At 66.0% G+C, this 24,233-nt stretch carries 21 protein-coding genes; 9 read left to right on the top strand and 12 right to left on the bottom strand.

All coding sequences use genetic code 11. The features are described 5' to 3' along the window. Position 1: 1 nt before the first annotated feature. Genes F9K07_RS05775 through F9K07_RS05765 form a run of 3 tightly spaced genes read right to left on the bottom strand, consistent with a single transcriptional unit; the run spans position 2 to position 3,620 of the window. A complete protein-coding gene (locus F9K07_RS05775; RefSeq protein ID WP_159590259.1) occupies positions 2–1,177 on the bottom strand; it encodes an acyl-CoA dehydrogenase family protein in 1,176 nt (391 codons plus the stop codon). Positions 1,178–1,217: 40 nt separating this feature from the next. Next, positions 1,218–2,894: an acyl-CoA carboxylase subunit beta gene (locus F9K07_RS05770; protein ID WP_159590257.1), complete on the bottom strand. Its 1,677-nt coding sequence runs from the start codon at positions 2,892–2,894 to the stop codon at positions 1,218–1,220. Positions 2,895–2,936: 42 nt separating this feature from the next. Continuing rightward, positions 2,937–3,620 carry a TetR/AcrR family transcriptional regulator gene (locus F9K07_RS05765; protein ID WP_159590255.1) on the bottom strand — a complete coding sequence of 228 codons (684 nt, stop codon included), beginning with the start codon at positions 3,618–3,620 and terminating at the stop codon, positions 2,937–2,939. A gap of 122 nt (positions 3,621–3,742) precedes the next feature. Here F9K07_RS05765 and F9K07_RS05760 point away from each other — a divergent pair, with 122 nt between their 5' ends. Both F9K07_RS05760 and F9K07_RS05755 read left to right on the top strand, forming a co-directional pair. Beyond that, entirely contained in the window at positions 3,743–4,594 is an 852-nt protein-coding gene (locus F9K07_RS05760; RefSeq protein WP_159590253.1) for a hypothetical protein, read from the top strand. A gap of 48 nt (positions 4,595–4,642) precedes the next feature. Continuing rightward, complete coding sequence (locus tag F9K07_RS05755; RefSeq protein ID WP_159590251.1) at positions 4,643–6,517, top strand: ankyrin repeat domain-containing protein; 1,875 nt, start codon at positions 4,643–4,645, stop codon at positions 6,515–6,517. 46 nt (positions 6,518–6,563) lie between these two features. Here the strand turns inward: F9K07_RS05755 and F9K07_RS05750 are convergent, their stop codons facing one another. Then, entirely contained in the window at positions 6,564–7,706 is a 1,143-nt protein-coding gene (locus tag F9K07_RS05750; RefSeq protein ID WP_159590249.1) for a glycosyltransferase, read from the bottom strand. 122 nt (positions 7,707–7,828) lie between these two features. Then, positions 7,829–8,647 (bottom strand): dioxygenase family protein, encoded by an 819-nt coding sequence (locus F9K07_RS05745; protein ID WP_201451517.1) that lies wholly within the window; start codon positions 8,645–8,647, stop codon positions 7,829–7,831. Positions 8,648–8,740: 93 nt separating this feature from the next. Between F9K07_RS05745 and F9K07_RS05740 the strand changes: the two genes are divergently transcribed. Beyond that, on the top strand, positions 8,741–9,667 hold the full coding sequence (locus F9K07_RS05740; protein WP_159590247.1) for a LysR family transcriptional regulator: 927 nt from the start codon (positions 8,741–8,743) through the stop codon (positions 9,665–9,667). 1 nt (position 9,668) lies between these two features. Here F9K07_RS05740 and F9K07_RS32175 read toward each other — a convergent pair whose 3' ends face one another. Further along, positions 9,669–11,225 (bottom strand): methyl-accepting chemotaxis protein, encoded by a 1,557-nt coding sequence (locus tag F9K07_RS32175; RefSeq protein ID WP_159590245.1) that lies wholly within the window; start codon positions 11,223–11,225, stop codon positions 9,669–9,671. Positions 11,226–11,452: 227 nt separating this feature from the next. On the opposite strand from F9K07_RS32175, the gene F9K07_RS05730 reads away from it, so the two are divergent. From F9K07_RS05730 to F9K07_RS05720, 3 genes are all read left to right on the top strand, one after another. Beyond that, on the top strand, positions 11,453–12,985 hold the full coding sequence (locus tag F9K07_RS05730) for a hypothetical protein (protein WP_159590244.1): 1,533 nt from the start codon (positions 11,453–11,455) through the stop codon (positions 12,983–12,985). 315 nt (positions 12,986–13,300) lie between these two features. After that, positions 13,301–15,037, top strand: coding sequence for a hypothetical protein (locus F9K07_RS05725; protein ID WP_159590242.1), 1,737 nt, complete (start codon positions 13,301–13,303; stop codon positions 15,035–15,037). A 407-nt stretch (positions 15,038–15,444) separates the two neighbouring features. Continuing rightward, positions 15,445–15,834, top strand: coding sequence for a hypothetical protein (locus tag F9K07_RS05720; RefSeq protein ID WP_159590240.1), 390 nt, complete (start codon positions 15,445–15,447; stop codon positions 15,832–15,834). 33 nt (positions 15,835–15,867) lie between these two features. On the opposite strand, the gene F9K07_RS05715 is transcribed toward F9K07_RS05720, so the two are convergent. Then, positions 15,868–16,338: an anthrone oxygenase family protein gene (locus F9K07_RS05715; RefSeq protein ID WP_159590238.1), complete on the bottom strand. Its 471-nt coding sequence runs from the start codon at positions 16,336–16,338 to the stop codon at positions 15,868–15,870. A 17-nt stretch (positions 16,339–16,355) separates the two neighbouring features. Beyond that, positions 16,356–17,591: a flavin-containing monooxygenase gene (locus tag F9K07_RS05710; RefSeq protein ID WP_159590236.1), complete on the bottom strand. Its 1,236-nt coding sequence runs from the start codon at positions 17,589–17,591 to the stop codon at positions 16,356–16,358. 185 nt (positions 17,592–17,776) lie between these two features. On the opposite strand from F9K07_RS05710, the gene F9K07_RS05705 reads away from it, so the two are divergent. Further along, complete coding sequence (locus F9K07_RS05705; protein ID WP_159590235.1) at positions 17,777–19,165, top strand: hypothetical protein; 1,389 nt, start codon at positions 17,777–17,779, stop codon at positions 19,163–19,165. A 144-nt stretch (positions 19,166–19,309) separates the two neighbouring features. Continuing rightward, entirely contained in the window at positions 19,310–20,476 is a 1,167-nt protein-coding gene (locus F9K07_RS05700) for a hypothetical protein (RefSeq protein WP_159590233.1), read from the top strand. A gap of 509 nt (positions 20,477–20,985) precedes the next feature. Here F9K07_RS05700 and F9K07_RS05695 read toward each other — a convergent pair. The 4 genes from F9K07_RS05695 to F9K07_RS05680 form a co-directional block, all read right to left on the bottom strand. Next, positions 20,986–22,257: an RNA polymerase sigma factor gene (locus F9K07_RS05695; protein ID WP_159590231.1), complete on the bottom strand. Its 1,272-nt coding sequence runs from the start codon at positions 22,255–22,257 to the stop codon at positions 20,986–20,988. 10 nt (positions 22,258–22,267) lie between these two features. Beyond that, positions 22,268–22,681: a VOC family protein gene (locus F9K07_RS05690; RefSeq protein ID WP_159590229.1), complete on the bottom strand. Its 414-nt coding sequence runs from the start codon at positions 22,679–22,681 to the stop codon at positions 22,268–22,270. 51 nt (positions 22,682–22,732) lie between these two features. Beyond that, a complete protein-coding gene (locus tag F9K07_RS05685; RefSeq protein WP_159590227.1) occupies positions 22,733–23,161 on the bottom strand; it encodes a YciI family protein in 429 nt (142 codons plus the stop codon). A gap of 347 nt (positions 23,162–23,508) precedes the next feature. Continuing rightward, the gene (locus F9K07_RS05680; RefSeq protein ID WP_159590225.1) at positions 23,509–23,862 is read right to left on the bottom strand and encodes a YciI family protein; all 354 of its coding nucleotides are present in this window, start codon (positions 23,860–23,862) and stop codon (positions 23,509–23,511) included. Between the two features lie 82 nt (positions 23,863–23,944). Between F9K07_RS05680 and F9K07_RS05675 the strand changes: the two genes are divergently transcribed. After that, complete coding sequence (locus F9K07_RS05675; protein ID WP_201451516.1) at positions 23,945–24,226, top strand: AraC family transcriptional regulator; 282 nt, start codon at positions 23,945–23,947, stop codon at positions 24,224–24,226. Positions 24,227–24,233: the final 7 nt, after the last annotated feature.

Raw genomic sequence — 24,233 nt, 5'->3', positions numbered from 1 at the left:
CTCACTTCACGCCCCGCTTCGCAATGCCCATGGTCTTGCTCAGGATGCCCAGCATCACCTCGTCCGCCCCGCCCCCGATCGAGGCCAGGCGCCCATCGCGGAACATGCGCGAGACCTTGTTCTCCCAGGTGAATCCCATGCCACCCCAGAACTGCAAGCAGGTGTCGGGCACCACGCGGTTCAGACGACCGGCCTTGAGCTTGGCCATGGTCGCCCACTCGGTCACGTCCTCGCCCGCCACATAGTGCTCCACCGCCTGGTAGGTCAATGCGCGCAAACTCTCCACCTCGGTCTTGAGCTCGGCCAGCTTGAACTGCACCCATTGCTGGTCGGCCAGCGACGCGCCGAAGAGCTTGCGCTCCTGCGCCCACTCCACCGTCCAGGCGATGCAATTGTTCAGCGCGACCAAGGTGCTCGCCGCGCACCACAGGCGCTCTTCCTGGAACTGCTGCATCTGGTAGAGAAATCCCGCGCCCTCCTGGCCGATGCGATTGCGCTGCGGCACGCGCACCCCGTCGAAGTAGATCAGGCCGGTGTCGCTGCTGTGCATGCCGATCTTGCGGATCTTCTGCGCCACCTCGATGCCCTTGGCGAGCCGACCCTTCTCGTCGCGCATGCGCACCACCACCAGGCTCTTGTTCTTGTGCGCGGGGCCGTCGCTGGTGTTGACGAGCATGCACATCCAGTCGGCCTGCAGGCTGTTGGTGATCCACATCTTCTGGCCCGAGATGAGGTAGTCGTCGCCATCCTTGCGCGCCACGCTCTGGATGGCCGAGACGTCGCTGCCCGCGCCGGGTTCGCTCACGCCGATGCAGGCCACTTCATCGCCCGCGATGGCCGGCGCCAGGAATTCGCGCTGAAGTTCTTCGCTGCCGAAGCGCGCGAGCGCGGGCGTGGCCATGTCGGTCTGCACGCCGATCGCCATGGGTACGCCACCGCAGTGGATGTGGCCCAGCGTCTCGGCCATGGCCATGCTGTAGGAATAGTCCAGCCCCGCGCCGCCGTGGGCCTCGGGTTTGGTCAAGCCCAGCAGGCCCAGCTTGCCCAGGCCTTTGAAGAGCTCGTGTGCGGGCATTATCTCGGCCGCTTCCCAAGCATCCACCCGCGGGTTGATGTGCTCGTCGATGTAGCGCTTGAGCGTTTTCTGCACTTCGCGGTGTTCGTGCGTGAGTTGCATGCCGGGTCTCCGATGGGTGCGCTGGGCAACGGTGGGGGTGCTACATGCGCGCCACGCCAAACTGCATGGGGCGCGGTTCGCGCGCGCTGGCTTCGGCGCAGGTGTCCAGGCAGAAGGCGAGCACGGCGCGCGTGTCGCGCGGGTCGATGACGCCGTCGTCGAGCACCAGGCCGCTGGTGTAAAACGCATCGGCCTGGCGTTCGAACCTATGGACGATCTCGTCGAACTGCGTCTGCATCTGCGCCGGATCGGGCGTGATGCCTTTGCGCGCCATGCCGGCCTCGGCCACGATCTGCATGGTGCGCGCCGCCTGCTCGCCACCCATGACCGCCGTGGTGGCCTGCGGCCAGCTGAAAAGAAAACGCGGCGCGAAACCGCGTCCGCACATGCCGTAGTTGCCGGCCCCAAAGGAAGCCCCGCACTGGATGGTGATCTGCGGCACCGTGGCGTTGGTGACGGCCTGGATCATCTTGCTGCCGTGCTTGATCATGCCGCCCTGCTCGCTGTCCTTGCCGACCATGTAGCCGGTGGTGTTCTGCAGGTAGACGACGGGGTGGCCGAGCTGGCACATCCACTGGATGAAGTGCGTGGCCTTGTTCGCGCCGGCCACGTCGATCGGGCCGTTGTTGCTGAGGATACCGACGGCATGGCCTTCGATGCGCGCCTGCACGCACACCGTGGCGGCGCCGTAGAGCGCCTTGAACTCGAGCATATCGGAGCCATCGACGAGGCGGGCGATGACCTCGCGCATGTCCACCGGTTCGCGGTGGTGCAGCGGCATGAGGGCGAGAAGGTCTTGGGGGTTGAATGCGGCGACGCCCTCACCCCAATCCTCTCCCGCCAGCGGGAGAGGGAGCAAGGCACGCTCCCCGGCGAGCGAGGTCTTTTGCCCCCTCTCCCGCTGGCGGGAGAGGGCTGGGGTGAGGGTCCCCAACAAGCGCCGAGCCAAGCCCAGCGCCTCCCGGTCGTCCTGCGCCAGGTACTCGCCCAGGCCGGACACCGAGGTGTGCATCTCCGCGCCACCCAATTCCTCTTCCGTCGCCACCTCCCCTGTGGCCGCCAACAACAAGGGCGGCCCCGCCAGGAACGCGCGCGAGCGCCCCCGCACCATGATCACGATGTCGCTCAAGCCCGGCATGTAGGCCCCACCCGCCGTGCCCGAGCCGTGCTGCACCGTGACCACGGGAATGCCCGCCGCCGACAGGCGCGCCAGGTTGCGAAACAGCGCGCCGCCCTGCACAAAACCCTCGACCTGGTACTTCGTGAGGTTCGCACCCGCGCTCTCCACCAGGTGCACGAAGGGCAAGCGGTTCTGCAAGGCGATCTCCTGCACCCGCAGGATCTTCTCCAGACCGCGCGCCTGGATCGCGCCGGCTTCGATGCCCGAATCGCTGGCCACCACCATGCAGCGCACGCCGCTCACGAAGCCCATGCCGGCGACCACGCCACCGCCGGGCACCGATGTCCCGGGGTCCGGCGTGTCCTGCAGATAGCCCGCCAGGCTGCACAGCGGCACGAAGCGCGCGCCCGGGTCCAGCAACAAGGCCACCCGCTCGCGGGGCAGCAGTTGGCCGCGCTTGTCGAACTGGGGTTTTGACTTCGCCGATGCCATGGCCGCGCGGTCTTCCAGCGCACGCAACTGTTCCAAGCGCGCGAGCATGGCGCCGCGTCGCGCCTGCGCCTGCGGACTCTGAGGACGGAAGGTGGATTCAAACATCCCGGAACACCTTCGGTACCGCAGGGCGGCCATGGGCAAACGTCATCGCACATCCTCTTTCAAGAACAGGCCGAGCGCGGCGGTGGTGAGTTCGTCGAGCGAGGCGCGCGCGCGCGCCTTGGCGCTGCGCCCGGAAGGCGGTACGTACCACTGCGCCGACCAGTTGAGCGCGCCAAAGACCATCAGCCGCGCCAGCGCCGGATCGCAACCCAGCACGCCCTGCGCGTACAGGGCCTGCAGCGTGGGCATCCAATCGGCCTCGTAGCGGTCTTTCAATCGCGTGATTTCACCGCGCTGGGCCGGGCTGACCGAGCGCCATTCGTACAGCATCACCGGAATGAAGTCGCTGTCGGGCCCGAGCAGCACGTCGAAGTGGCTGCGCACCAGGACACGCAAACGCGCCTGCGCCGAAGCCGTCTCGGCCAACAGGCCCAGCGCGGCCTGTTGCCGCTGCAGCGCGCCCCGCATGCCTTCACGCATCACGGCGCCCAGCAGCGCCTCCTTGCTGTCGAAGTGGTAGAACGGCGAGCCCGAGCGCATGCCCACGGCGGCGGCGATGTCGCGCGTGGTGGTGGCGGCAAAGCCCTGTTGGCGAAACAGGCGCGCGGCGCCCGCGATCAGCGCCTGGCGGCGGTTGCCGTCGTCGCGTTCGTCGGCCGTCTTGCGCGGACGCCCCCGCGGGCGGCGCGGCGCTGGCGCAGAAGGTGGGGTTTTGGCCAAGCTCATGCAGCGCACGATAGCAGCCGGTGTTATTTTCAGCAAGCACGTGCTTCGTAAAAATAAGCGATACCGGAACGGGTTTCCCTGCCAGGTCACTCAGGGGCTTCACGCCCATCAGGAGACCCCCCATGGCTGTCAGTGGCTCAGGCCCCAAGCGCCCCAACCCCTATGCCCTCGAAGCCCAACCGGATTCCAAAATCGCCCGCAACGACGATAGCGAGTCGGAGGACGTGTCCGAGAGCGGCGAGACACCCATGCAAAAGGCGATTCGGCAAGAACTCACCCCCTTCCTGCGGCGCAAGGACCTGGCTCTCAACGCCCCGGAGTACGAGGATCTGATGAACCTGTGGACGTCCATGGCCGAGGGATCGGTGACCGCGTTGGAGCCCGACGACGCCAAAGACGTGTTCAACGATCTGCTGGGTGCCCACGAGTACCCGCTGTTGGTGGCTACCTTCAATCGCTACCACCACCTGCTGGAAGCGGCCTCCCTCGGAAATCTGGATGCACCGCCCCATCGGCGCTCATTGGAGCTGTGCCTTCCCACGGATTGGAAACCGGACCTCCCGGAGCTGACCCAGGCTTTGAACCAGATGAACGTCGACTGCGTTCGCGTCCGGCCTCGATATCCTCAGGACCCGGTGGGCCTGGCCACCTGCCTTTGCGTGGCGACCTTGTTGAACAGCGGTGCGTCGGAACTCCATCTGCAGGGCCATCTGTCGGCCATCCAACCGATCGTGAGTGCGATCCCGGTCAGCGCATTGCGCACCATCGCGCTCAGCCAGGCGCCACTGATAGGTCCCCCCACCGAGGCCGAGATCACGGGTCATCGGCGCATCCTCAAAGCCCTGGCGCACTGTCCCACACTGGAACACCTCCACTTGGGGTATTCCGAACTTCTGGACATGCATGCCATCGTCGGCAACTACGCGACACAAGGCGGCCCCCAATTGAAGGCCATCACCTTGGGATACCACTAGGGCGCCGATACACTGGACATCGACAACGGGCCGTCGTTTCCTGCTTTCGTGGAGATGGCAGTCCAAATACCCACACTGACCGCCTTCGCCACGCAGAAGGCGAGCACGGAGAACGGCGAGACCCTGAACCGCAAGGTACTGGTGCCTCTGGCCCGGAACAAGTCGCTGACCCATCTGGATCTCCAGGTCCACATCCGCACGGATACCGTCGAATCCAGACTGCCGGTGGCGCCCCGGATGAGGGCATACACGAGAACATGTCCATCCCTCACCCATCTGCGCATGGACGCCGGTTACCTCGGCGTCGATTTCCCCTACCAAGGCAGAGCCGGACGGTATTTCGACCGGCACTTGCAACAAGGCGGGAGCCTCACCGCAGCGCTCGCTTCGGCGGTGGTGGACGAGCCCATGGCGTCGGAGCCGTCCAAGCTTGTGTTCCTGGCCTTGCATGGACTGCCCATTTCCCCGGATTTCAGCGACACGCTTTTTCTGGACCTCCAGCACGACACCTCTCTGAAAGGCTTCGATCTGCGGAACTGCTTTCTCGCATTCCGTTCGAGAGAGCGCGCGCGGGAAGCGCTCGAACTCAACCGGACGCTGCAATGGTTCCTGCTACCCAACAGTCTCTATCACTATTTTTTTCTCCTCGACGACGATCCCCCACGAGCAGTGGGATTTCCCGACACATTCGACCACTCGTACTCCGACCGCGAGTCCCGCTCGCTCATCATGCCGGCTGGCGCATCGCCGGAGCAGGTCGCGCGCGCCAACGCCCAGCAACCGGAATTGATAGCACTGAACCAGCGGCTCATTGAAGTCATGGACAACCAGCCGCTGAGAAACCAACAAGCCAAGATCGTCACTGACGCCCACAGTCAGCTCATCCCGCGCGTTGAGGGCTTTCTGTCGGAAGCGCTGAGAAGCGTTGCCGGAGGGCGCGATGTCGCTCCCGGCCTTTTCGGCGTTCCTGCCGCGCACGTTCTCCAACATCTCTGGGCGGAAGCGCCGCTGGTGACAGCGGTGCGCCTGGCTGAGGTCAGCCGGCGCTCGGACGGGGACGGGCTGCACAAGGAAGCACGGTTCACGCCGGGCGAAGCCTTGAAAAGCCTGACCTCGGGGCAAATGAGGTCAGACGTTGAAGAAGAGTGGGATCGAGCGCATGAGCGAAGCGCCGACCAAAAGGCGGAGCCTCCCCTCTACAGCTTGCCCCACGTGCCACGCAGGCCCTCGGTGCCCGCAAAGCTCGCTCTTCAGATGGCCGTGCAATTGAACCCCCGGGACGCGGATCTTTTCAAGACCGCGGTCATGGCCGCCGCGATGGGCGATGGCCACACGTTCCAACAGATGATCGAAGCCGGCGCTCCTGTGAACGTGGTAGACCAGTGGGGCAGCAACGAATTGCTGGTAACGGTGCAAGACCCCGCCCTCGTCCATCTTCTGCAGCGCAATGGCGCGCGCGACTATCAAAGGCACGCCGAATTCCTGGCGAATGGGTGTCTGCCGAGTGTGCGCTTGAACGAACAGCAGAGCGATCTGCATCGCGTGGCCCTCAAGGCGATCCAATCTGAAAGCCATGAGCTGCTGCTGCGAGCGCTCGAGTTGGGTGCGCCCGTGAACGTGGTGGACGAAGCGGGCAACAACATCCTCATGAGCGCAGCAAGGGCAGGCGAACGACACGATACCGTGGAACTTCTCTTGAGCCACGGCGCGGTTGAAAACGCCATCCCGCCCGTGCCCCCGTCACCCCTGGCCGCAGCCTTCAGGTTTCCCGAAGCCTTCGCGACAGACCCTACGACGGCGACCGTGCCCACGACGACCACGACCACGACCACGACCACGACCACGACCGCCACGACCTTGACCACGACCACCACCGGCATCGCCCGTGCCGGCACACTTGACAGGCATACCGACAACCGCTGAGGCACTTTCGCGGACCTGCGCCCTGCCCACGGCGCTGCTCGACCGTTCAGAGCATCGGCGCCACAGCCTGGGCCTCGTCCAGGATGCGTTCGAGCAGCACGGGGATTTCGAACAGCGCCCGGTTCTCCACCCGGCGCACCCGTTCGCGGTAGCGCTCCAGCTCACCCAACAAGCACGCCACCGCTTCGGGAATGCGGCGGTAGCTGCGCGCCACGATGCCCAGGCCGTTGTCGCGCACCCAGTGCGCGTTGTAGCGCTCCTGCGGCATGGTCCAGGCGTTGTCGACCACGATCACCGGCAGGCCTTGTTGCACCGCCTCGCTCAGGCTGCCGGGGCCCGGTTTTCCGATGAAGAAGTCGGCCAGCCGCATGGTGCGCGACACCTCCGTGCTGAAACCGAGCACCAGCCGAGGCGCGCCGCGCGGCAGCGCCTGCAGCCGCGCGGCCAGGGCCTTGTTGTGGCCGCAGACCAGGATCAGCTGCGTGGTCGCACCCAGGCGCTCGGCAATGCCCAGCATGGCCTTGGAGCCGTGGCCACCGAACATCACGATGCCGATGGGCCGGGACGGGTCGAAGCCCCGGCGACGCAGTTCCCGCGCGCGGTCCAGCGCCTGGGGCTCGTAGAACTCGGGCCGGATGATCATGCCCGAGGTGGCGTGCACGCGTTCGGGTGGGTGGCCCAGTGCCAGCGCCTGTTCCACCGCGCGCGGCGTGCCGCAGACGACGTGCTGGCGCTGACCGCGTTCGATCCAGAAGTGCGGCGGCACGTCGGCCAGATCGGTGAGCACGGTGGTGTAAGGCACGCCGGGCAAGGCCGAGGCCAGGCTCTGGCACATCGAGCGGTTGAAGTTGGGCACCAGCGACACCACCAGATCGGGCTCGGTGCGCAGCCAATGCCGCTGCAGCCGCCGCAGCAACATGGGGTGCGCCATGCGGATCATGCCTTGCAGCAGCTTGAGCTCCTGCGCCATGCCGATGGTCCAGCCACGCGCCAGGCGCTTGTTGTACCAATCCTCGGGCGCGCTGCCCGTCATCTTCTGGAACTTGCCTTGCGGGTCGAGCACCTCGAACAGGTTGACCAGACGCACTTGCCAGTCGGGCTGCCGCTCGCGCAACACGGCCTGCAGCGCCAGTGCCGATGCGCGGTGGCCGCCGCCCGCATTGAAATAGATCAGGTCGACGGTGGTCATGCACCCGATTGGAGGGCCGTCGTGTGACAGGCCCGTGGCAGCATGCCCGGCGGGCTTGCGCGGCGCAGGGACCGCCACCAGCCACCCCATGTACCCAACGCGCGGCGCGCCGCAAAGCCGCCTCAGACCGCGCTCGGTGCGCCCAACACGAAGCTGTCCATCGACAGCACGCCGTGCGCAATGCCACCGTCGATCACCTCGGCGGTAGCCCCCTCGCCCGCCGCACCAGCCGCCACCAGCAGAGGCAGGAAGTGCTCGGTGGTCGGGTGGGCGCGCTGCGCATGCGGCGCGTCGTCCAGCGTGCGGCGCAAGCGCGCGCTGTCGCCCTGTTGCACGGCTTCGCGCACCCAGGCGGTGAACGCGGTGGCGTAGGCCGCGTCGTTGCCATGGCCGCTGCGGAACTCGTACAGGTTGTGCGTGAGACTGCCCGAGCCGATCACCAGCACACCTTCGTCGCGCAGCGGCGCGAGCGCCTGCCCGAAGTTCCAGGCACCCTGCGCGTCCAGGCCCATGGGCAGCGACACCTGGAACACCGGCACGTCCGCGTTCGGAAACAGGTACAGCAGCGGCACCCAGGCGCCGTGGTCCAGGCCGCGTTGGGCCTCGCCTTGCGCGCTCCAGCCGGCCTGTTGCAACACGTCCAACGCACGCTGCGCCAGCGCGGCATGGCCGGGCGCGGGATAGGCGATCTCGTACAGCGGCTGGGGAAAACCGCCGAAGTCGTGGATGGTCTCGGGTTGGGCAGACAGGCCCACGCGCGCACCGCGCGTCATCCAGTGGGGCGAGACGATCAGCACGGCGGCCGGCTTGGGCAAGGCGCGGCCGAGCGCCTGCAACTTCGGCCCGGCCAGGCCGGGGTCGAGCGCGAAAGTGGGTGCGCCGTGCGACACGAACAGCGTGGGCATGCGGGTGGTGGTGGTGGTGGTCGTCGTCGTGGTCATGAGGCTCTCCTGTCGATGGCTGAAACTTTAAAAGTTCCAGATTCCGGAATAAAGATGTTTCAATGAGACAAACTGTTCCACCTAGAGAGACAAATGGACCGACTGGAAGCCATGCGCGTGTTTGCCACCGTGGTTGACGTGGGCAGCTTCGTCGCCGCCGCCGATGCCTTGCCCATGTCGAAGGCCGCGGTGTCGCGGCACGTGGCCGACCTGGAAGCGCACCTGGGTGTGAGGCTGCTCAACCGCACCACGCGGCGGCTCTCCCTGACGCCCGAAGGCGAGGTCTTTCATGCGCGTTGCAAAGAGGTGCTGGCCACGGTCGAAGAAGCCGAAGCGGAGATCACCTCGCGCAGCGGCGAGGCGGTCGGCGTGCTGCGTGTGAATGCGCCGGTCACCTTCGGCATCTTGCACCTCGCGCCGCTGTGGATGGCCTTCATGTCCCAACACCCCCGGCTCACCCTGGACGTGAGCTTGTCGGACCGCGTGGTCGACCTGGTGGAAGAAGGTTTCGATCTGGCGGTGCGCATCGCCACCCTGCCCGACTCCAGCCTAGTGAGCCGTCCGCTGGCCCGCACGCGCATGGTGTTGTGCGCCTCACCCACCTATCTGCGCCGGCACGGCACGCCCCGACATCCCTCGGGACTGGCGCAACACGCGGTGGTGAGCTACAGCCTGTTCTCCATGGGCGAGAACTGGGTGTTCACCGGACCGCAAGGGCCGGTGACGGTGAAGATCGCGCCCCGCCTGCGCAGCAACAACGGCGACACTTGCCGCCTCGCCGCACTGCGCCACCAAGCCATCGTGCTGCAACCCTCGTTCCTGGTGGGGCCCGATCTGCAGGCCGGCGCGCTGGTGGAGCTGATGCCCGAATACCGCTCGATCGAACTCGTGGTATCCGTGGTCTATCCGTCGCGCAAATTCATGCCCGCCAAGGTGCGCCTGCTGATCGACTTCCTGGTCGAGGCCTTCCGCATGCAGGCCTGGCCGACGCAGCACAAGCGCACGAGGAAGAAGGCATAGGTCAGGCCGTCAGACGGAACACGGACACCGCCGACGACAGCTGGCGCGCTTGCTCCTTCAGGCTCTCGGCAGCGGCCGAGGTCTGCTCCACCAGTGCCGCATTCTGTTGCGTCATGTGGTCGAGCTGGGTCACGGCGACGTTGATCTGCGTCACGCCATCGGCCTGCTCGGTGCTCGAAGCCATGATCTCGCTCACGATGCTGCTCACGCGCCGCGCGTTGTCCACCACCTCGGCAATGGTGCCGCCCGCTTCCTGCACCAGGCGCGTGCCGCCGCTGACCTGCTGGTTCGAGTCCTCGATCAGTTGCTTGATCTCCTTGGCCGCCTGCGCGCTGCGCTGCGCGAGGTTGCGCACCTCGCCCGCCACCACCGCGAAGCCGCGGCCCTGCTCGCCCGCGCGCGCAGCCTCCACGGCCGCGTTGAGGGCGAGGATGTTGGTCTGGAACGCGATGCCATCGATCACACCGATGATCTCGCCGATGCGCCCGGACGACTTGCTGATGTCACCCATGGTCTGCACCACCTGGTTCACCACATCGCCACCGCGCCGCGCCACATCGGCCGACTCGCCGGCCAATTGGTTGGCCTGGCGTGCCGAGTTGCTCGATTGCTGCACGGTGGCCGTCATCTGCTCCATGCTGGCTGCGGTTTCCTCCAGGTTGCTCGCAGCCTGCTCGGTGCGCGAGGACAGGTCCAGCGATCCCTTGGCCACCTCTTCGCTCGCGGTGGCGATCTGGTCGGAGGCGCTGCGCACCGTGCCCAGCACTTCGCGCAGCCGCGTGGCCATGCCGTCGAGCGAGCGCAACACGCGCTGAGGCTCACTTTCGCCTGTCGCCTGCAGCCGCAGGGACATGTCACCCGCCGCCATCTTCTCCACCGCCTGCAGCGCCGCCCGGCTGCTGCCCACCAGGCCGCGCGTGATGACAAAGCCCAACCACACCAGCAACACCAGCGCACCAACACCCAGGGCGGCCACCCAGGAGATGGCCGCGCTGGTGTCGGCCATCAAGCCGTCGTGGTCCGCTTGTGTTTGTGCCGCCTCGTGGGTCAGGAGAGCGGCCACCGCCTTTTCCAGCTTTTCCAGCAAGGGTCGGCACTCTTCGATGATCATGGTCGCCGCTTGCTGCGATGCACCACCGGCGGCCACGCCGGTGATCTTCAGCGCCACCGGACCGTACTCGGCTTCGGCGGCGACCACGGCGCCCACCAGTTGCCGGTCCTCGGCGCCCGCGTCGGCGGTCAGCGCCTGGAGTTGCTTCACCGCAGCCTGCGTGGCCTCGTGCGCCTGCTTGATCTTGGCCAGTTCGACATCGCGCACCGCCGGATCGACAGCGAGAACCAGGTTGCGAGCGGCAATGGCGCGCGCGCTCACCGCCTGCAGAAGCTCGTTGCTGGCGCGCTGGCGCGGCACGTGCACGTCGTTGCTGGTGCTGGCGATCGACGCACTGCGCATCAGGGCCCACGCCCCCACGCCCGCGACAGACACCAGGAACATCACAGCCACTGCCAACAACGCGGTCAACTGGGTGCGAATGGGTCGTTGAGAAAGTTGAAACATGGTCGGTACCTCGTGGAGCGTTGGAAACAGAGCCTGCCATTGACATCGGTGCTCCACACCTCGACTTGAATGGCGCCAAGGCCCCCAAAACCGGGTCCGCCAAGGGGTAGGAACCAAGAAATCAGCCCCCGTTACAGAGGGGCTCGCCGTGCCAGCGCACGCGCACGCTCCGAGGGCAACCGCGCCTGCAATCAAACACTCCCCACCCTTCAAACAGAAAGTGCCCCATGTCGTCTTCGCCACTCGGTCCCGCCACCTCTCCACCCAAGCCGCTGGCCCAGCCGACCCAGGGCGATTCGTCGCTGAAGCCACAGGCTTCTGGAACCGGGGCCGCAGAGCGCAGCCAGGCGGCGCCGCGCCCCTTGGATGGCCTGGCCAGAGCCCGCTTCGAGTCGATAAGACCCATGAGCCAGATGACCGAGGCTGTGACCGCCACGCAAGACGAAGAAGAGGAGGGGGAGGCGCAATTCACGAGTGACCGCATCGAAGCGCACCGTATCGACCTGCTCGCGGCGCTGACAAGGCCCATCGGCCCACATGCCGCGCAGGCCGAGACAAGCCTGAGGGCACTGGTCGCCGAGAACCAGGACCACGACACCATCGGACCCGCGAAATTGCATCTCTACCTGGGATTCGGCGAGGTCGACTCCGCCGATCTTCAGAAAACCTCGGCACTGGCCAAGCAACTGCGCGCGGCCGCTGGCGAGATTTGGGGACAACTGGACCGCGAATGCAAACAGATGCTGGACTGGATCACCCAGGAGTGGAAAGCTTATGAATGGTCGGATGTCCCGGTGGGGTTGCGCTTGGCCAAGTCCCGCCAGGCCACCGAGGGACCGCGAACCCGCGAAATCCTGGAGTGGTCGGCCCATGCCAGCGAAGCGGATGACCTCTGGAGCAACCCCACCACCGTGCTGAGGCGGGAAGCACAGCGCAACGAATTGGTCTTCGCGCTGATCGCGCGCGACGCCAGCACGATCAGCCAGCTTCTGCAAGACATACCGTCCGACATCACGCACCTGAACCGCTACTTTCCGCCCGCAGGCCAGGCCATCGAAGTGCGAGTCTGCGAAATGCTCCACAAGGCGGCGCACCAGTACAACCGCGAGCATCCCGGCAACGCACGCCTGGTGCGCTACACCCTGGACGCCCTCGATCGCGCGAAGGCGGCCGACCGTGTGCAAACCGATCTGAGCGCGTTCAACGACGCGGAACTCGACCAGGTCTACGCGCCGCAGGTCCGGGAACTGTGCCTCGCGCTGCGGGACACTGCCACGGAGGATCTGCGCTCCCAAGGGCCACGCTTTCAGGCGCTGATGCAGGAAGCCCTGAACGCCGAAGACCTCGACGACGAACTCGCCGCACAGCCCTTCGCCAACCTGAAGACGGTGCAGATCCAGTGCAATGTGCTTGAGAAGGTCGTCGACAAAAAGGTCCTGGCCGCGTTCCGCGCAAGCCTGTCGACGGCCATCACGGTCCAGAGCCGTGTCTCCCGGCGCCTCCAGCAAGAACTGCTGAAGAAGCACAGCAACATCCAAGACGTCGAAGTGCTCGCAATGATGGAATACGCGAAGCGGATGACGTCCTTGCCGGTCGACTTCGTCAGCGCCGGCGCCACCTGGGGACAGGTTGAGCGCATGCGGGATCGCATGCAAACGGTGTACGAATCCCTCCTTGAATCGGAAGACACCACCGTCGAGAAGCACGCGCTCTACGCGGTGTTTCAGCAGATCGTCCAAACCGCCCGCCTGCCGCACTGAGGCCGGCGCCCGCTCCCCTCCTCGTATTCGCCTGCGTCCAGGCCCATAGGGCCGAGCCGCGCAGACACACCCCTGTTCGAAAAAAGGAAGTAGCCCGTGTCCGATCCCAGCATGCAACCCAAAACGTCCCCCAGACCCCTGACGTTCTCCAAACGCAAGCACCTCCGAAGCGCATCCACCCCGGGGGCCGTCGAAACGCCGACATCGACTTTACCCACCACCGCGAGCGGCGCAGGGGGCAGACATCGCGGCCAGTTCAGCCCGACGCCCCACAAGGGCGAGACAGCCTTTTCGGCGCCACGTGCGCCGAACCCCATGGATACGCGCACCTTGGTGGACACGGTCGAAGAGGTATCGAGCGCCCAAGCTGCTCCTGCATCGACCCCAGGGCCCCGAACACGGAAGATTCCCGAGTGGGTGACAGGCGACGCCACGGTCGATCGGTTCAGGACGCAGCTCGAATCCCCCACCGTGATCCGGCAACGCGGTGTGTTGTGCGTAGACCTCTTCAGCGCATTGGAGCGCGATGACGCTTCCTGGACCCATGACCTGCTGAACACGATCCCAACCGATTGCCCGGACCTGAGCCTCTACCTTCTACCCCAACCCCACAATACCCACCCTGCGGCTCTCCGGATCAAGGCCCAGCAATACGACGACCACCACCAGACTGTCCAAAGCCGACTGCTGTTGCGCTTTGTCGATGACGCCCGCACACGCGCAATGCATGCACAGAGCGTGGACAGTGCGTACCACGCCTTGCCCCAGGCGCAACGCGAGAAAACCTACGCGCCGCAGGTCCGGGCGCTGTGCCTGGCGCTCAGAGACACCCATGAACTGGCTCTGAAACACCGTGCGAGCGAGCTGGTGCTGCTCATCCAGGCTGCCAATGGCCCGCACGATCCCGACCGGCTGGTCGCCGAGTTCGCCCGGCAGCCTTTTGCCCATGTGGGAATGCTGGTGCTGAAGTGCTTGCTCCTCGCCACGCACACCATGCACAGGGACATGGTCCACATCCTTCTATCGCAGCTGCGCCAGGCGTTCGAGCAACAGCGGACCGTGTCCCAGCGCATGCAGGACGAGCTTTGCCGCGAGACCTTCCAGCCCGAGAAGGTGGCCGAGCTCGCCCTGGTCGAATACGCCAAGCAGATGACGTCCGCGCCCGTCGACTTCGTCAGCGAGGGCGCCCTCTGGAGCCAGGTCCGCGCCATGGACGCGCGCATCCAGGCGGTGGCCGGGGAATACCAGCAGAAGGGACCTGACTTCGGTGCCCAACAAGTGGCGCTGCAATGGGTGGCGCGGCAAATACGCGACACCCGCCTTCCGCACAACCTGTCGCTGCCGAAGAAGAGCCCAAGGCAGCTCCGTTCGGCGAAAGACCTGGTCACGGCAGGTCCCACATTGCAAACCCTCCCCAAAAGGAAGCCCCTGGCGTCGGGGGATCAAGCCCAGCTGACGGCCGATCTCTCGACCATTCCCAACGAGCAGATCGAGCGGTGGTACGCACCCGAAGTGCGACACCTCTGCCAGTCCCTCAGCGGCGCAGATGTGCCGCAACTGACATTCCAGGCCGATGATCTGGCGCAGTGGATCACCAGCGCCATGACCTTGGTGGGCCGGGACTTTGTGACCGACCTCGCCATACAGCCCTATGCCAGCCTGGCGGAGATGCGCCGGACCTGCGTGCAATTCCTGAGCCTGAGCCACGCTCACGGACACCTGGTGATCGACCTTCAGCGCAAGATCGAAGAGGCGCAGAAGCGGCAAAGGGAGGCACCCGCATTGCTGCGAAGCGCGCTTCTCCAATCCCCCTTCGACAAGGAAAAGGTCGCCTCGCTCGCCTTGCTGGTCTACGCGGGGCAGATGACGTCCGCAGCCACCAATGGTCCCAGCGCCAACGAAGCGCCATTTGCTTCGACGCTGCAGGCCTTGCGAGAGGTGCTCGCCCACTATGCCGAAGACCCCTCAGGGCAGTACCGCGTTGAACAGGCCGCGCTCGACAGCATCTTGAACTGGATGCGCAAGACACACACCCAGCCCACGGAAACCTGACCCAGGACACAAACATGCAAAACGACGGCGTCACACGCAAACCCTTGACATCGGCTTCGTCGCCCCGCTCGGAGGTTCCGGGGCCCGGCCTGGGCGCATCGCAAAGCGGCTTGGCGGCCCAGCCACGAAGCCGGTTCACACGAAGCCAGACCGTGCCACCCACACCAGCACGGCACATGCGCTTTCCCAGCGCGACGGCGCGTGGCCCGGCATCGAGCGCCGCCAGACCCCCGGCTTCTCGGGGTCCCGACATCCGCAGCGTCTCGGAGTGGTCAGTGAATTGTGTTCTGGACGACGCGGACGAGATTCTGAAGCGCGCGTCCTTGCTGACCTCCTTGCTCTTGCAGCTGGAAGAGGGCCCGGACCCGGTGCGGTAGCTTGCCACGCAACCGAGCATCGGCCTGAGAATGCTGATGGTCAAATGCACGGTCCTGGCGGCCATCAACGACGACCACGCAGGCATCGTGATCGCATTCCGGAAATTGGCCGAGTCGGCGCGGGAGATGCAGAAGAACGCGTCCGCGTTGCTTCGAAAGGAATTGCTGGAAGACACGCTGGCCCCCCAGGAGATCGCCGCGCTCGCACGGGTGGAGTACGCCAAGCAGACCACGTCCATCGCCGTTGACTACGTCAGTGCGGGCACTTTCTGGGAGGAACTCCCGAGCATGCTGAATGCCATCGAGACCGTGCACGCATACCATGCGGCGCCAGAACGTGCCGATGCGTTTCCTCTGGAGTTGGCGGCGCTCGATTGGGTCAGAACGCAAATCCGCTACGCCAACAGCCTGCCCCATTGACATCGGCGCGCTGCCGAACCCAGCGGAAACACTTCAGGGCATCTGCCCCATCAGCGCACAGACGGCTCCGGCCAACGCGGCCACCGTGCGCACATGGTTCCAGCGCGTCCAGTCGCGCAGGTATTCGTGCCAGACCGCCTCGGCCTGCGCCGACTCGGGCGCGAGCGAAGCCAGGCGGTTGTTGCGCGGCACGTTGAAGACCATGGTGACGCCAAAGGTGCCCACCAGGTAGAAGAGCCCTGCGGCCAGCACCCATGGCGCGCGCGGCTCGGCGCGAATCATCACCGCCACCACCACGCAGGCCCCCGCCAGCAGCGCGGTGCCCATGAACGCGCAAAGGAACAACGGGTTGAGCACCACCACGTTGATGCGTTGCATGGCCGCCACCGCACTGGCCGTGGGCAACTGGCCCAGCGCCTTCATCACGAAACTGGAAAACGCGAAGAACACGCCGCCCATCAGAGCCAAACCGATACAGGTCACGAGCAGCAACAAGGTCAACATGGTTCCAGCCTTTCCATTCAGCGTGCAACGCCATCGCGGGTTCTGGGGGCTTGCGCCTGGCGCAGGGAAATCCGCTCGGCCACGCGTTCGGCCTGCTGTGCGATGGAGCGCAGCAGCCCGCCTGGCTGGCGCACGTCGAAACCCACGAAGTACAGACCGTCGAGCGCACCTTCACCGATGGCTTGCGGCGGCATGCCGCGTTCGTCGAGCGGCAGCGCGGTGTAGGGGAACAACGCGGGCAATGCGGCTTCGTACCCGGTGGCCAGCAGCACCGCATCGAACGGATGCTCGCGACCGTCGCTGAAGCGAACCCCATCGCGCGTCAGCGCCTGCACGCCGGGGTAGACCGCGATCTCACCGCTCTGGATGCGCGCCACCGTGCCGATGTCGATCATCGGCGTCTTGCCTTCTTTGCGCAGCTGGCGCAAGGGCGATATGGAGGCGGTGCGCAAGCCGTAGCGGCCGAGGTCGCCCACGGTGATGTCGCGCAGCAAGGTGGCCAGTGCGTCGCCCAAGGCCGGTGGCAACCGGGCGAGCAGAAGGCTGGAGAGCTGGGTGGGCCGGCCCAGCACGTCGCGGCGCACGATGTTGACCGGCGAGCGCACCGACAGCGCCGTGCGCATGCCCTGCTCGGTCAGGTCCAGGGCGATCTCCGCGCCGGTGTTGCCCATGCCCACCACCAGCACCCGCTGGCCGGCAAAGGGCGCGGCATTGCGGTAGCTGCGGCTGTGCAGCACGCGGCCTTGGAACCGGTCCTGCCCTGGCAGCGCGGGCATGACCGGCAACCGGTTCGCCCCCGTGGCCACCACCACGTGGTTGGCCGAGATGGCTCGCCCACCCGCGAGCACCACCTGCCACGGCGCGCCCGGGCGCCCCGTCCGCGGCTCGACCGCCCCCACCTCGGCACCCAGGGTCGGCGCAATGCCAAAGCGCTGGGCGTAAGCGCTCAGGTAGTCCACCACGCCCTGGCGCGACACGTAGCGCGGCGCCTCGTCCCGAAACGGCATGCCCGGCAGAGCGGAATGCGTCTTGACGGTGTGCAGGTGCAGGCGCTCGTAGTGGTGGCGCCAGGACGAGCCCACGTTCTGCGCCCGCTCGATCACCCAGGGGCTGTGGCCGCGCTGCACCAGGCAGGCCGCCGTGGCCAGACCGGCAGGGCCTGCGCCGATGACGACGATGTCGGCCTCGGTCTCGGGATCCAGCGGAGCGTGGCTGGAGCCCCGGAAGGGTACGAAAGCGTCCTGGTGGTCCATAGGTTGCAGCGGTGATTGCGGCTCAGTGTGGCGTTGACCCGCGCACCCCGCCATGAGGGATTTCACTCGCCTCCCTCAGGCGTGCAGCGCCATGCGTGTCGCGGGATCTCCTGACACACAAACCGCCGCACACGCAGGCCCAACGCGTTACCCACTCTTCCCTTCACCGACCCAGGAACGCTTCCATGAGCAAAACCCAAGCGACTCCCCTGTCCGATCCGGCGCCCGTCAAGAGCACCTCGTCGTTCGTCTCCATTGCCATTCGCGTGCCGCTCAAGTCGATCGCCACGGGTTCCAACGGCCCGGCGCGAAGCCAATGGATTCGCCCGCGCGCGCACACGGAGCACATGGGATTCACGGGCGTGCGTGCCCTACCCCCAGCCCAGGCATCGGACCCCACCCCGATTCCCGTGCGGGCCCGCAGCGCGCAGACACCCCCTGGGATCGGCTCCGCACGGGGCGATACCCTGCGGCGTCCGCACGCGCCCATTCAGCCCGAAGCACCGCCGCCGCATGTGGGCAGCGAGTCGACGACGTCCTCCGACGAAGAACAGGTGGACCTCCTCGCAGCGCTCGCGGGCCTGTCCGCAGAGCTTGTGGCCCCGCCCAACTCACCCCGCGACGAGCCGATGAGCTTTCGCGAAGCACTCCAGATGCCGCCCCCGCCAGAGAGTTCGGACGAAACGGCGCTCGCCCCGGCCCGCCAGCGCGACCTGTTGCTCCACGCCATCAAGCATGGCAATAGCGAGCAAGCGTCGTCTCTGCTGGAAGAGCTTTCTTCCACCGACCACCTGGAGCGGCAATTTCCCGCCCCCATACCCGACCGGTTTATGGAGCACATCTGGAAGCCCGCACAAGGCCATCTCTCGACATTCCGCATCCCCATTCAGACCTATGTCGTGCATTGCCGCCAGATCGCCGTCTGGCACCACTGGGTGCGCGACGTGCTTCGGCAGCGCACAGAAATGATGCACGCTGTTTTTTCGCCTGGCCTGTGGGCCATCTGCGATGCACTGCGCACCACCCACGAAGTGCAATTGAAGGAAAACGCCAACACCATCGCGCACCGGATCGCAACGGCGCTGGCAGACCCCCAACTGGCACAGGCGCTGGCCGAGCAGCCCTTCACCAACATCCAGACCATGCTGGACAAGTGCACGATCCTGGAGACGCACCTCAAGGACACCGCCAGCTTGAAAGCGTTTCGCAGCGCCGTGGAGATCGCCCTTTCGGAGCAGCTCCAGGCGACCCGCCAGCTGCGCGCAGCCCTTCTCAGCGACAGCCCTCCCGCCACCGACGCCCTGAAACGCTTGTGGAGGAAGGCGTTCGCCCATCAGGTCACCTCGGCGCCGGACGAGCGCCTCGGCGACCCGCTCTCCGAACCCCAAAGAAAGACCCTGCTCGCGCAACTCATGGTGCAGCGCAAGAACCAGGCGTCCACGCCGGACGATGGCTGGGACTTCCTCATTCTGAACCGGCTGTGCCTCCAGGCAGAGAGGTCCGTCAAACAGAAAAGCGGGCGGCCTATCGCAACGCAGCCAACGCAAGACGGGTCCGACGACGACGTGTCCTGAGCAGCACCGGGCAGCACCAGCGACAAGGGAGCTCCAGGGAAACGCCCATCGCGCGAGGAACTGCGTGGGGGCCTTCGTTTCTCAAAACGCGGCCGCCGCAACCGGGCGCCACCCTTGCGTTTCCACTCCCGCGGAGTTCCATTCATGTCAAAGCCAACGGCAATACCGCTCTCCCCTCGCACCCCTCGCACCACTCAGCCGGTCCCGGCACTCAACACCACCGCCCTGAATCCGCTCAGCTCGGGCACGCAGGGCACCCCGCGCAGCCGGCACAACACGTCCAACACCTCCAGCATCTCCAACGCCAGCCCACCGCATTTCAAGGGTCCTTCCGACATCGTGAAGCGGGCCACCTTGCGCGACAACCTCTTGCAGGCGCTCCTGGGGGGTTCGCCCCAAGCCATTCAAGACGCCGCGACCCGTCTGCCCTCCAAGGCCGAACCGATCGCGTATCTGCTCGACCCCACACCGGACGGTTTTCAAGAGAGCACCTGGGCCCATGCACAGGCCTACACGCTGGACCGCAGCCCGTCGGTGCAGACGTACGCCACGCATTGCCATCGGCTTGCCGCCTGGCACCGCTGGGTGGCCCACAACGTCCAGCAGCAGGTCGACGCGCAGGCGCTGTTCACACTGCCGCTGCGCGAGGCCTGCGACATCTTGAGGACCACGCACGAAACCCAGGTCGGCGGGAACGCACAGCAAATCGAACAGAAGCTGCAAGCCGCGCTGACCGACCCGCATCTCGCGCAGGTGTTGGCACAGCAACCCTTCACCAGCCTGCGCACGATGGCCGGCAAATGCGCCTTGCTCGGCACGCTCGTCTCCAGCGTCACGCTGCAAGACTTTCGCAACGCCCTGACGAAGGCGCAAGACCTCCAGAACGGTGCCACCGGAGCACTGCGCGAGGCGCTGCTGAGCGATGCCATCGACGAAAGCCAGTTGAAGCGACTCGTGCTGATGGCCTTCGCCCGCGAAGCCACCTCGCTGCTCGCCGAAGGTCTGAGTACCGACAGCACACCCACCCAGAGGGAAAAGATGCTCTGGCGGCTGCAAAAGCTGCACGAGCTTGCGCAACTGAGCGAGCCGGAAGATGGAGGTTTCTACGGCAAGGTGCTGAAACGGCTGTGTGACGGTGTGAACAGGGCTCCCGACGCGCAGAGGTTGACGATGGACGAAGAGGCACTGGAGTTCGCCGAAGCACTGCGCGTCGGCGATCCAGCGCAATTCACCCCGGTACCGAAGTTCGATGAAGCCATCGAATTCGCCGTTCCGCTGATCACCCAATACGACGGCGAACATCGGTCCTGAAGGCATCGACCAGAAGCCGCGCCCCGCCATTGGTCCCGTCCATCTGCGGAGAGAAAACGCCGCAAAAACTGCACCTCGATATGGGTTTGGGCGACTGCAAAGGCGGCGAAGCCCACGAGAGCGCCGCGAAGCTCGCGGATGAGCCTCGTGGAACGGCTTCCTCGCTCAGCCGCCACCTGGACGATCCTGAATGCAAGCCGATGCTGAAGTGGATCGCCCCGGTACGGCGAACTGAAGGCGTACGTCAAACAGGTCGAGCTCCGCGCTCAGAGGCGGATCCAGGCCGACGGCGCAACGAAAGACCAGATCAGCGACTTTCAAACGAGGGTCCGCAACATCATCAAGCTCCCTCCCAACGAGAGGCGCCCTACACAGTATGGGTTCGAGGCGCTGGTCGACATCGAATCGAGGCTTACGGCGATGCTCGGTTAATCCGAAAAAGAACGCGTCACGAGCGCCGCAGAGCGTCAATCAACTGCGCCATGGCTATCGTTGGCCAAACGGGAACGTCAACCGCGCAACGCCGCAGCACGCTCCATCAGAAACGTCTTCTCGCGCTCGTTGTTCGCCAGCTCGGCCGCGCGCTCGAACTCGGCGCGGGCTTCCTCGCGGCGGTCCAGCCTGGCCAGCAGATCGCCACGCACACTGGGCAACCAGTGGTACTGGCGCAGCGCCTTGTTCTTCATGAGCGCGTCCACCAGCACCAACCCCGCAGCCGGCCCGGCGTTCATCGACACCGCCACCGCGCGGTTGAGTTCCACCACGGGTGACGGCGAGACCTTCAACAACTCACCATACAAAGCGGCGATGCGCGCCCAGTCGGTGGCGTCGGCGCGTCCCGCGCGCGCATGGCACGCGGCGATGGCCGCTTGCAGGTGGTAGGCGCCGGGCTCGGTGGTGAGCAGGTCCGCATGGTCCAGCGCGGCCAGGCCTCGGCGGATCAGCAAGTGGTCCCAGCGGCTGCGGTCCTGCTCGGCCAGCAAGACCGGCGTTCCCTCGGCATCGGTGCGCGCCGCGGTGCGCGAGGCCTGGATTTCCATCAAGGCCAGCAGGCCGTGCACCTCCGGCTGCTGTGGCGCGATGCCGGCCAGCATGCGGCCCAGGCGCAGGGCTTCGTTGCACAGGTCCGGGCGCATCCAGTCGCCCCCGCTGGTCGCGGTGTAGCCCTCGTTGAACACCAGGTACACCACTTCCAGCACCGAGGCCAGGCGCTCGCCCAGCGCATCGCCGCGCGGCACCTCGTACGGCACACCGGCATCGCTGAGCGTGCGCTTGGCCCGCACGATGCGCTGCGCAATGGTGGCTTCGGGCACCAGAAAAGCGCGCGCGATCTCGTGTGTGGTGAGACCGCCGAGCAGCTTGAGCGTGAGCGCCACGCGCGCGTCGGTCGACAGCACGGGGTGGCAGGCGGTGAAAACCAGGCGCAGCAGGTCGTCGCCAATGTCGTCCTGGCGGGCTTCGTCGAGCGCGTCGACGAAATCGGGCACGTGGGTGGTGCCCAGGGCTTCCATGTCGGCGGCAATGCCGCCGTGCTTGTCGTCGGCCATCTGCCGGTGGCGCAGGTGGTCGAGCGCGCGGCGCTTGGCGGTGATCATGAGCCAGGCCGCGGGGTTGTCGGGCACACCGTCCTGGGGCCAATGTTCCAGCGCGGCCACCAGCGCGTCCTGCGCGAGTTCCTCGGCCACGCCCACGTCGCGCACCACGCGCGCCACACTGGCCGTGATGCGCGCGGACTCGATACGCCAGACCGTGGCGATGGCTTGGTGGACACCGGAATGCATGGGTGGGAATTTACATCTGCGCGGGCGCTGCGCTCATGTCCATCCAGCACACCTCCCACTGGTGGCCGTCGAGGTCGGCGAAGCCATGCTGGTACATGAAGCCGTGGTCCTGCGGCGCGTTGGGGGTGGTGCCACCCGCCGCGACCGCCTTGGCCACCACTTGATCGACCTCGTCCCGGCTGTCGACCGAGAGCGCGATCAGCACCTCGGTGGCTTTCTTCGCGTCCGAGATGGGCAGCTTGGTGAAGCCCTGGAAGAAGGGCTCGACCAGCAACATCGCGAAGAAGTTTTCGCCCAGTTCGAGGCAGGCGCCTTGCTCGTTGGTGAACTGCGGGTTGAAGCTCAGGCCGAGGGACTTGAAGAAGGCCTGCGAGCGGGCCATGTCCTGGATCGGCAGGTTGACGAAGATCTGTTTGAAGCTCATGGTGGTTCCTGGTGTGCGGGTGAATGGAAGGGATTGGGGGTGATCGGCAGCTCAGCTCTTGGCCATCAGGGTGTCGATCTTCTTGAAGTCTTCGAGCGGCTGGCTGGGCGGGAAATCGTCCATTTCGTAGAGCTGGCGCAACTCGACGACCGCTTCCTTGCCCTTGCCGGCCGGGTTGGGAAAGCGCCGGCTCCATTCCAGCGCCTCTTCGCGCGAACGCACCTGGATCAGGGTGTAGCCGGCGATGAGTTCCTTGGCCTCGGCGAACGGCCCGTCGAGGATGCGCTTGCCGCCATCGGCGCCATGGTGCACGCGCCAGCCCTTGCGGCTGGGCTGCAGTCCGCTGCCATCGAGCAACACGCCGGCCTGGGCCAGTTCCTCGTGGTAGCGCACCATCTCGGCCATCACCTGCGGGTCGGGGGCGGGTGTGGTCTCGGCTTCGAATTCGTCGCAGGATTTGACGATGATCATGAATCGCATGGGGGTCTCCTGAAAAAAGCGGTTGTCGCCACCCCCACGACGGTTCAGCTGGGCGGCTTTCGACAACGGCCGCTCTTTTTTAGGGCATGTTCACACTATTTTTCCAAGATGCGTTGCGGATCCAAAAGGCCATGCGCAAGGCGCGAAACGCAGACGGGCCGGTGGCCCGGCGAGGCTTCGCAACGCGGCGCATGGCCTTTTGGGCCGCAACCCGAAGGGAAGGGGTTGAAAACAGCGCCACTCTTCGTTGCACTCCTAGGCCAGACGCCCAGTCTGGCCGTCGTCGCGCGCCTCGATTGGCGCTGTTTTCAACCCCTTCGCACTTGGAAAAATAGTGTGAACAGGCCCTAGTCGTAACAGGGGCCGAGCGAGCGCACCTCCACCGTGGCCCACTCGGCCGCCGGGCATTCGCGGGCGATCTCCAGGGCCTCCGCCCGGTTGGCGCAGTTGAGCAGGAAAAAACCACCGATCATTTCCTTGGCTTCGGCGAACGGCCCATCGACCACCTGGGTCTGGCCGCCGCGTGTCTGCACCCGGGCAGCGTTGGCCTGGGAGGCCAGGGACTGCGCGGCCAGCAGCTTGCCGCGCGCCTGCAGCGACTCACCGAACCGTGTCATGCGCGCATAGACCTCGCGCCCTTCGGCGGCGGTGCGGGCGGCGCGTTGTCCGATGGGTTCGACGATCAAGAGCACGTGGGACATGAAGAGGAGCCTTTTGTAGGACGACAGAAGGCCGCATGCTAACGCTTGACCGGTCGCCGCAAAGCACCACAATGGCCACACCATGAACATGCCCAGCTTCTCAGCCTTTCGGCTCCAATCCTTGATGGAAGGTTACGACGAAGTGCTCGAGCACCGCTGGGAACCGCGCACCTTCCGGGACATGCACGCCCAGCCCTTCGCGGCCAAGGCCGTGGTCGCCAGCGGCGAGATGTGGTTGACCGTGGGCGACCTCACCCGCCAATTGCGCGCGGGCGACTCGTTCGAAATCGAACGCGACGTGCCGTATGCCGAGCGGTATGGCGCAGAAGGGGCGGTCTGCTGGGTGGCACGGCGGCACGGCTGAGACGGAA

It is taken from the genome of Hydrogenophaga sp. BPS33, assembly GCF_009859475.1.
GTDB lineage: Bacteria > Pseudomonadota > Gammaproteobacteria > Burkholderiales > Burkholderiaceae_C > Hydrogenophaga.
The sequence above is the reverse complement of the archived record's forward strand: the minus strand, read 5'-3'. Positions and strand labels throughout refer to the sequence as shown.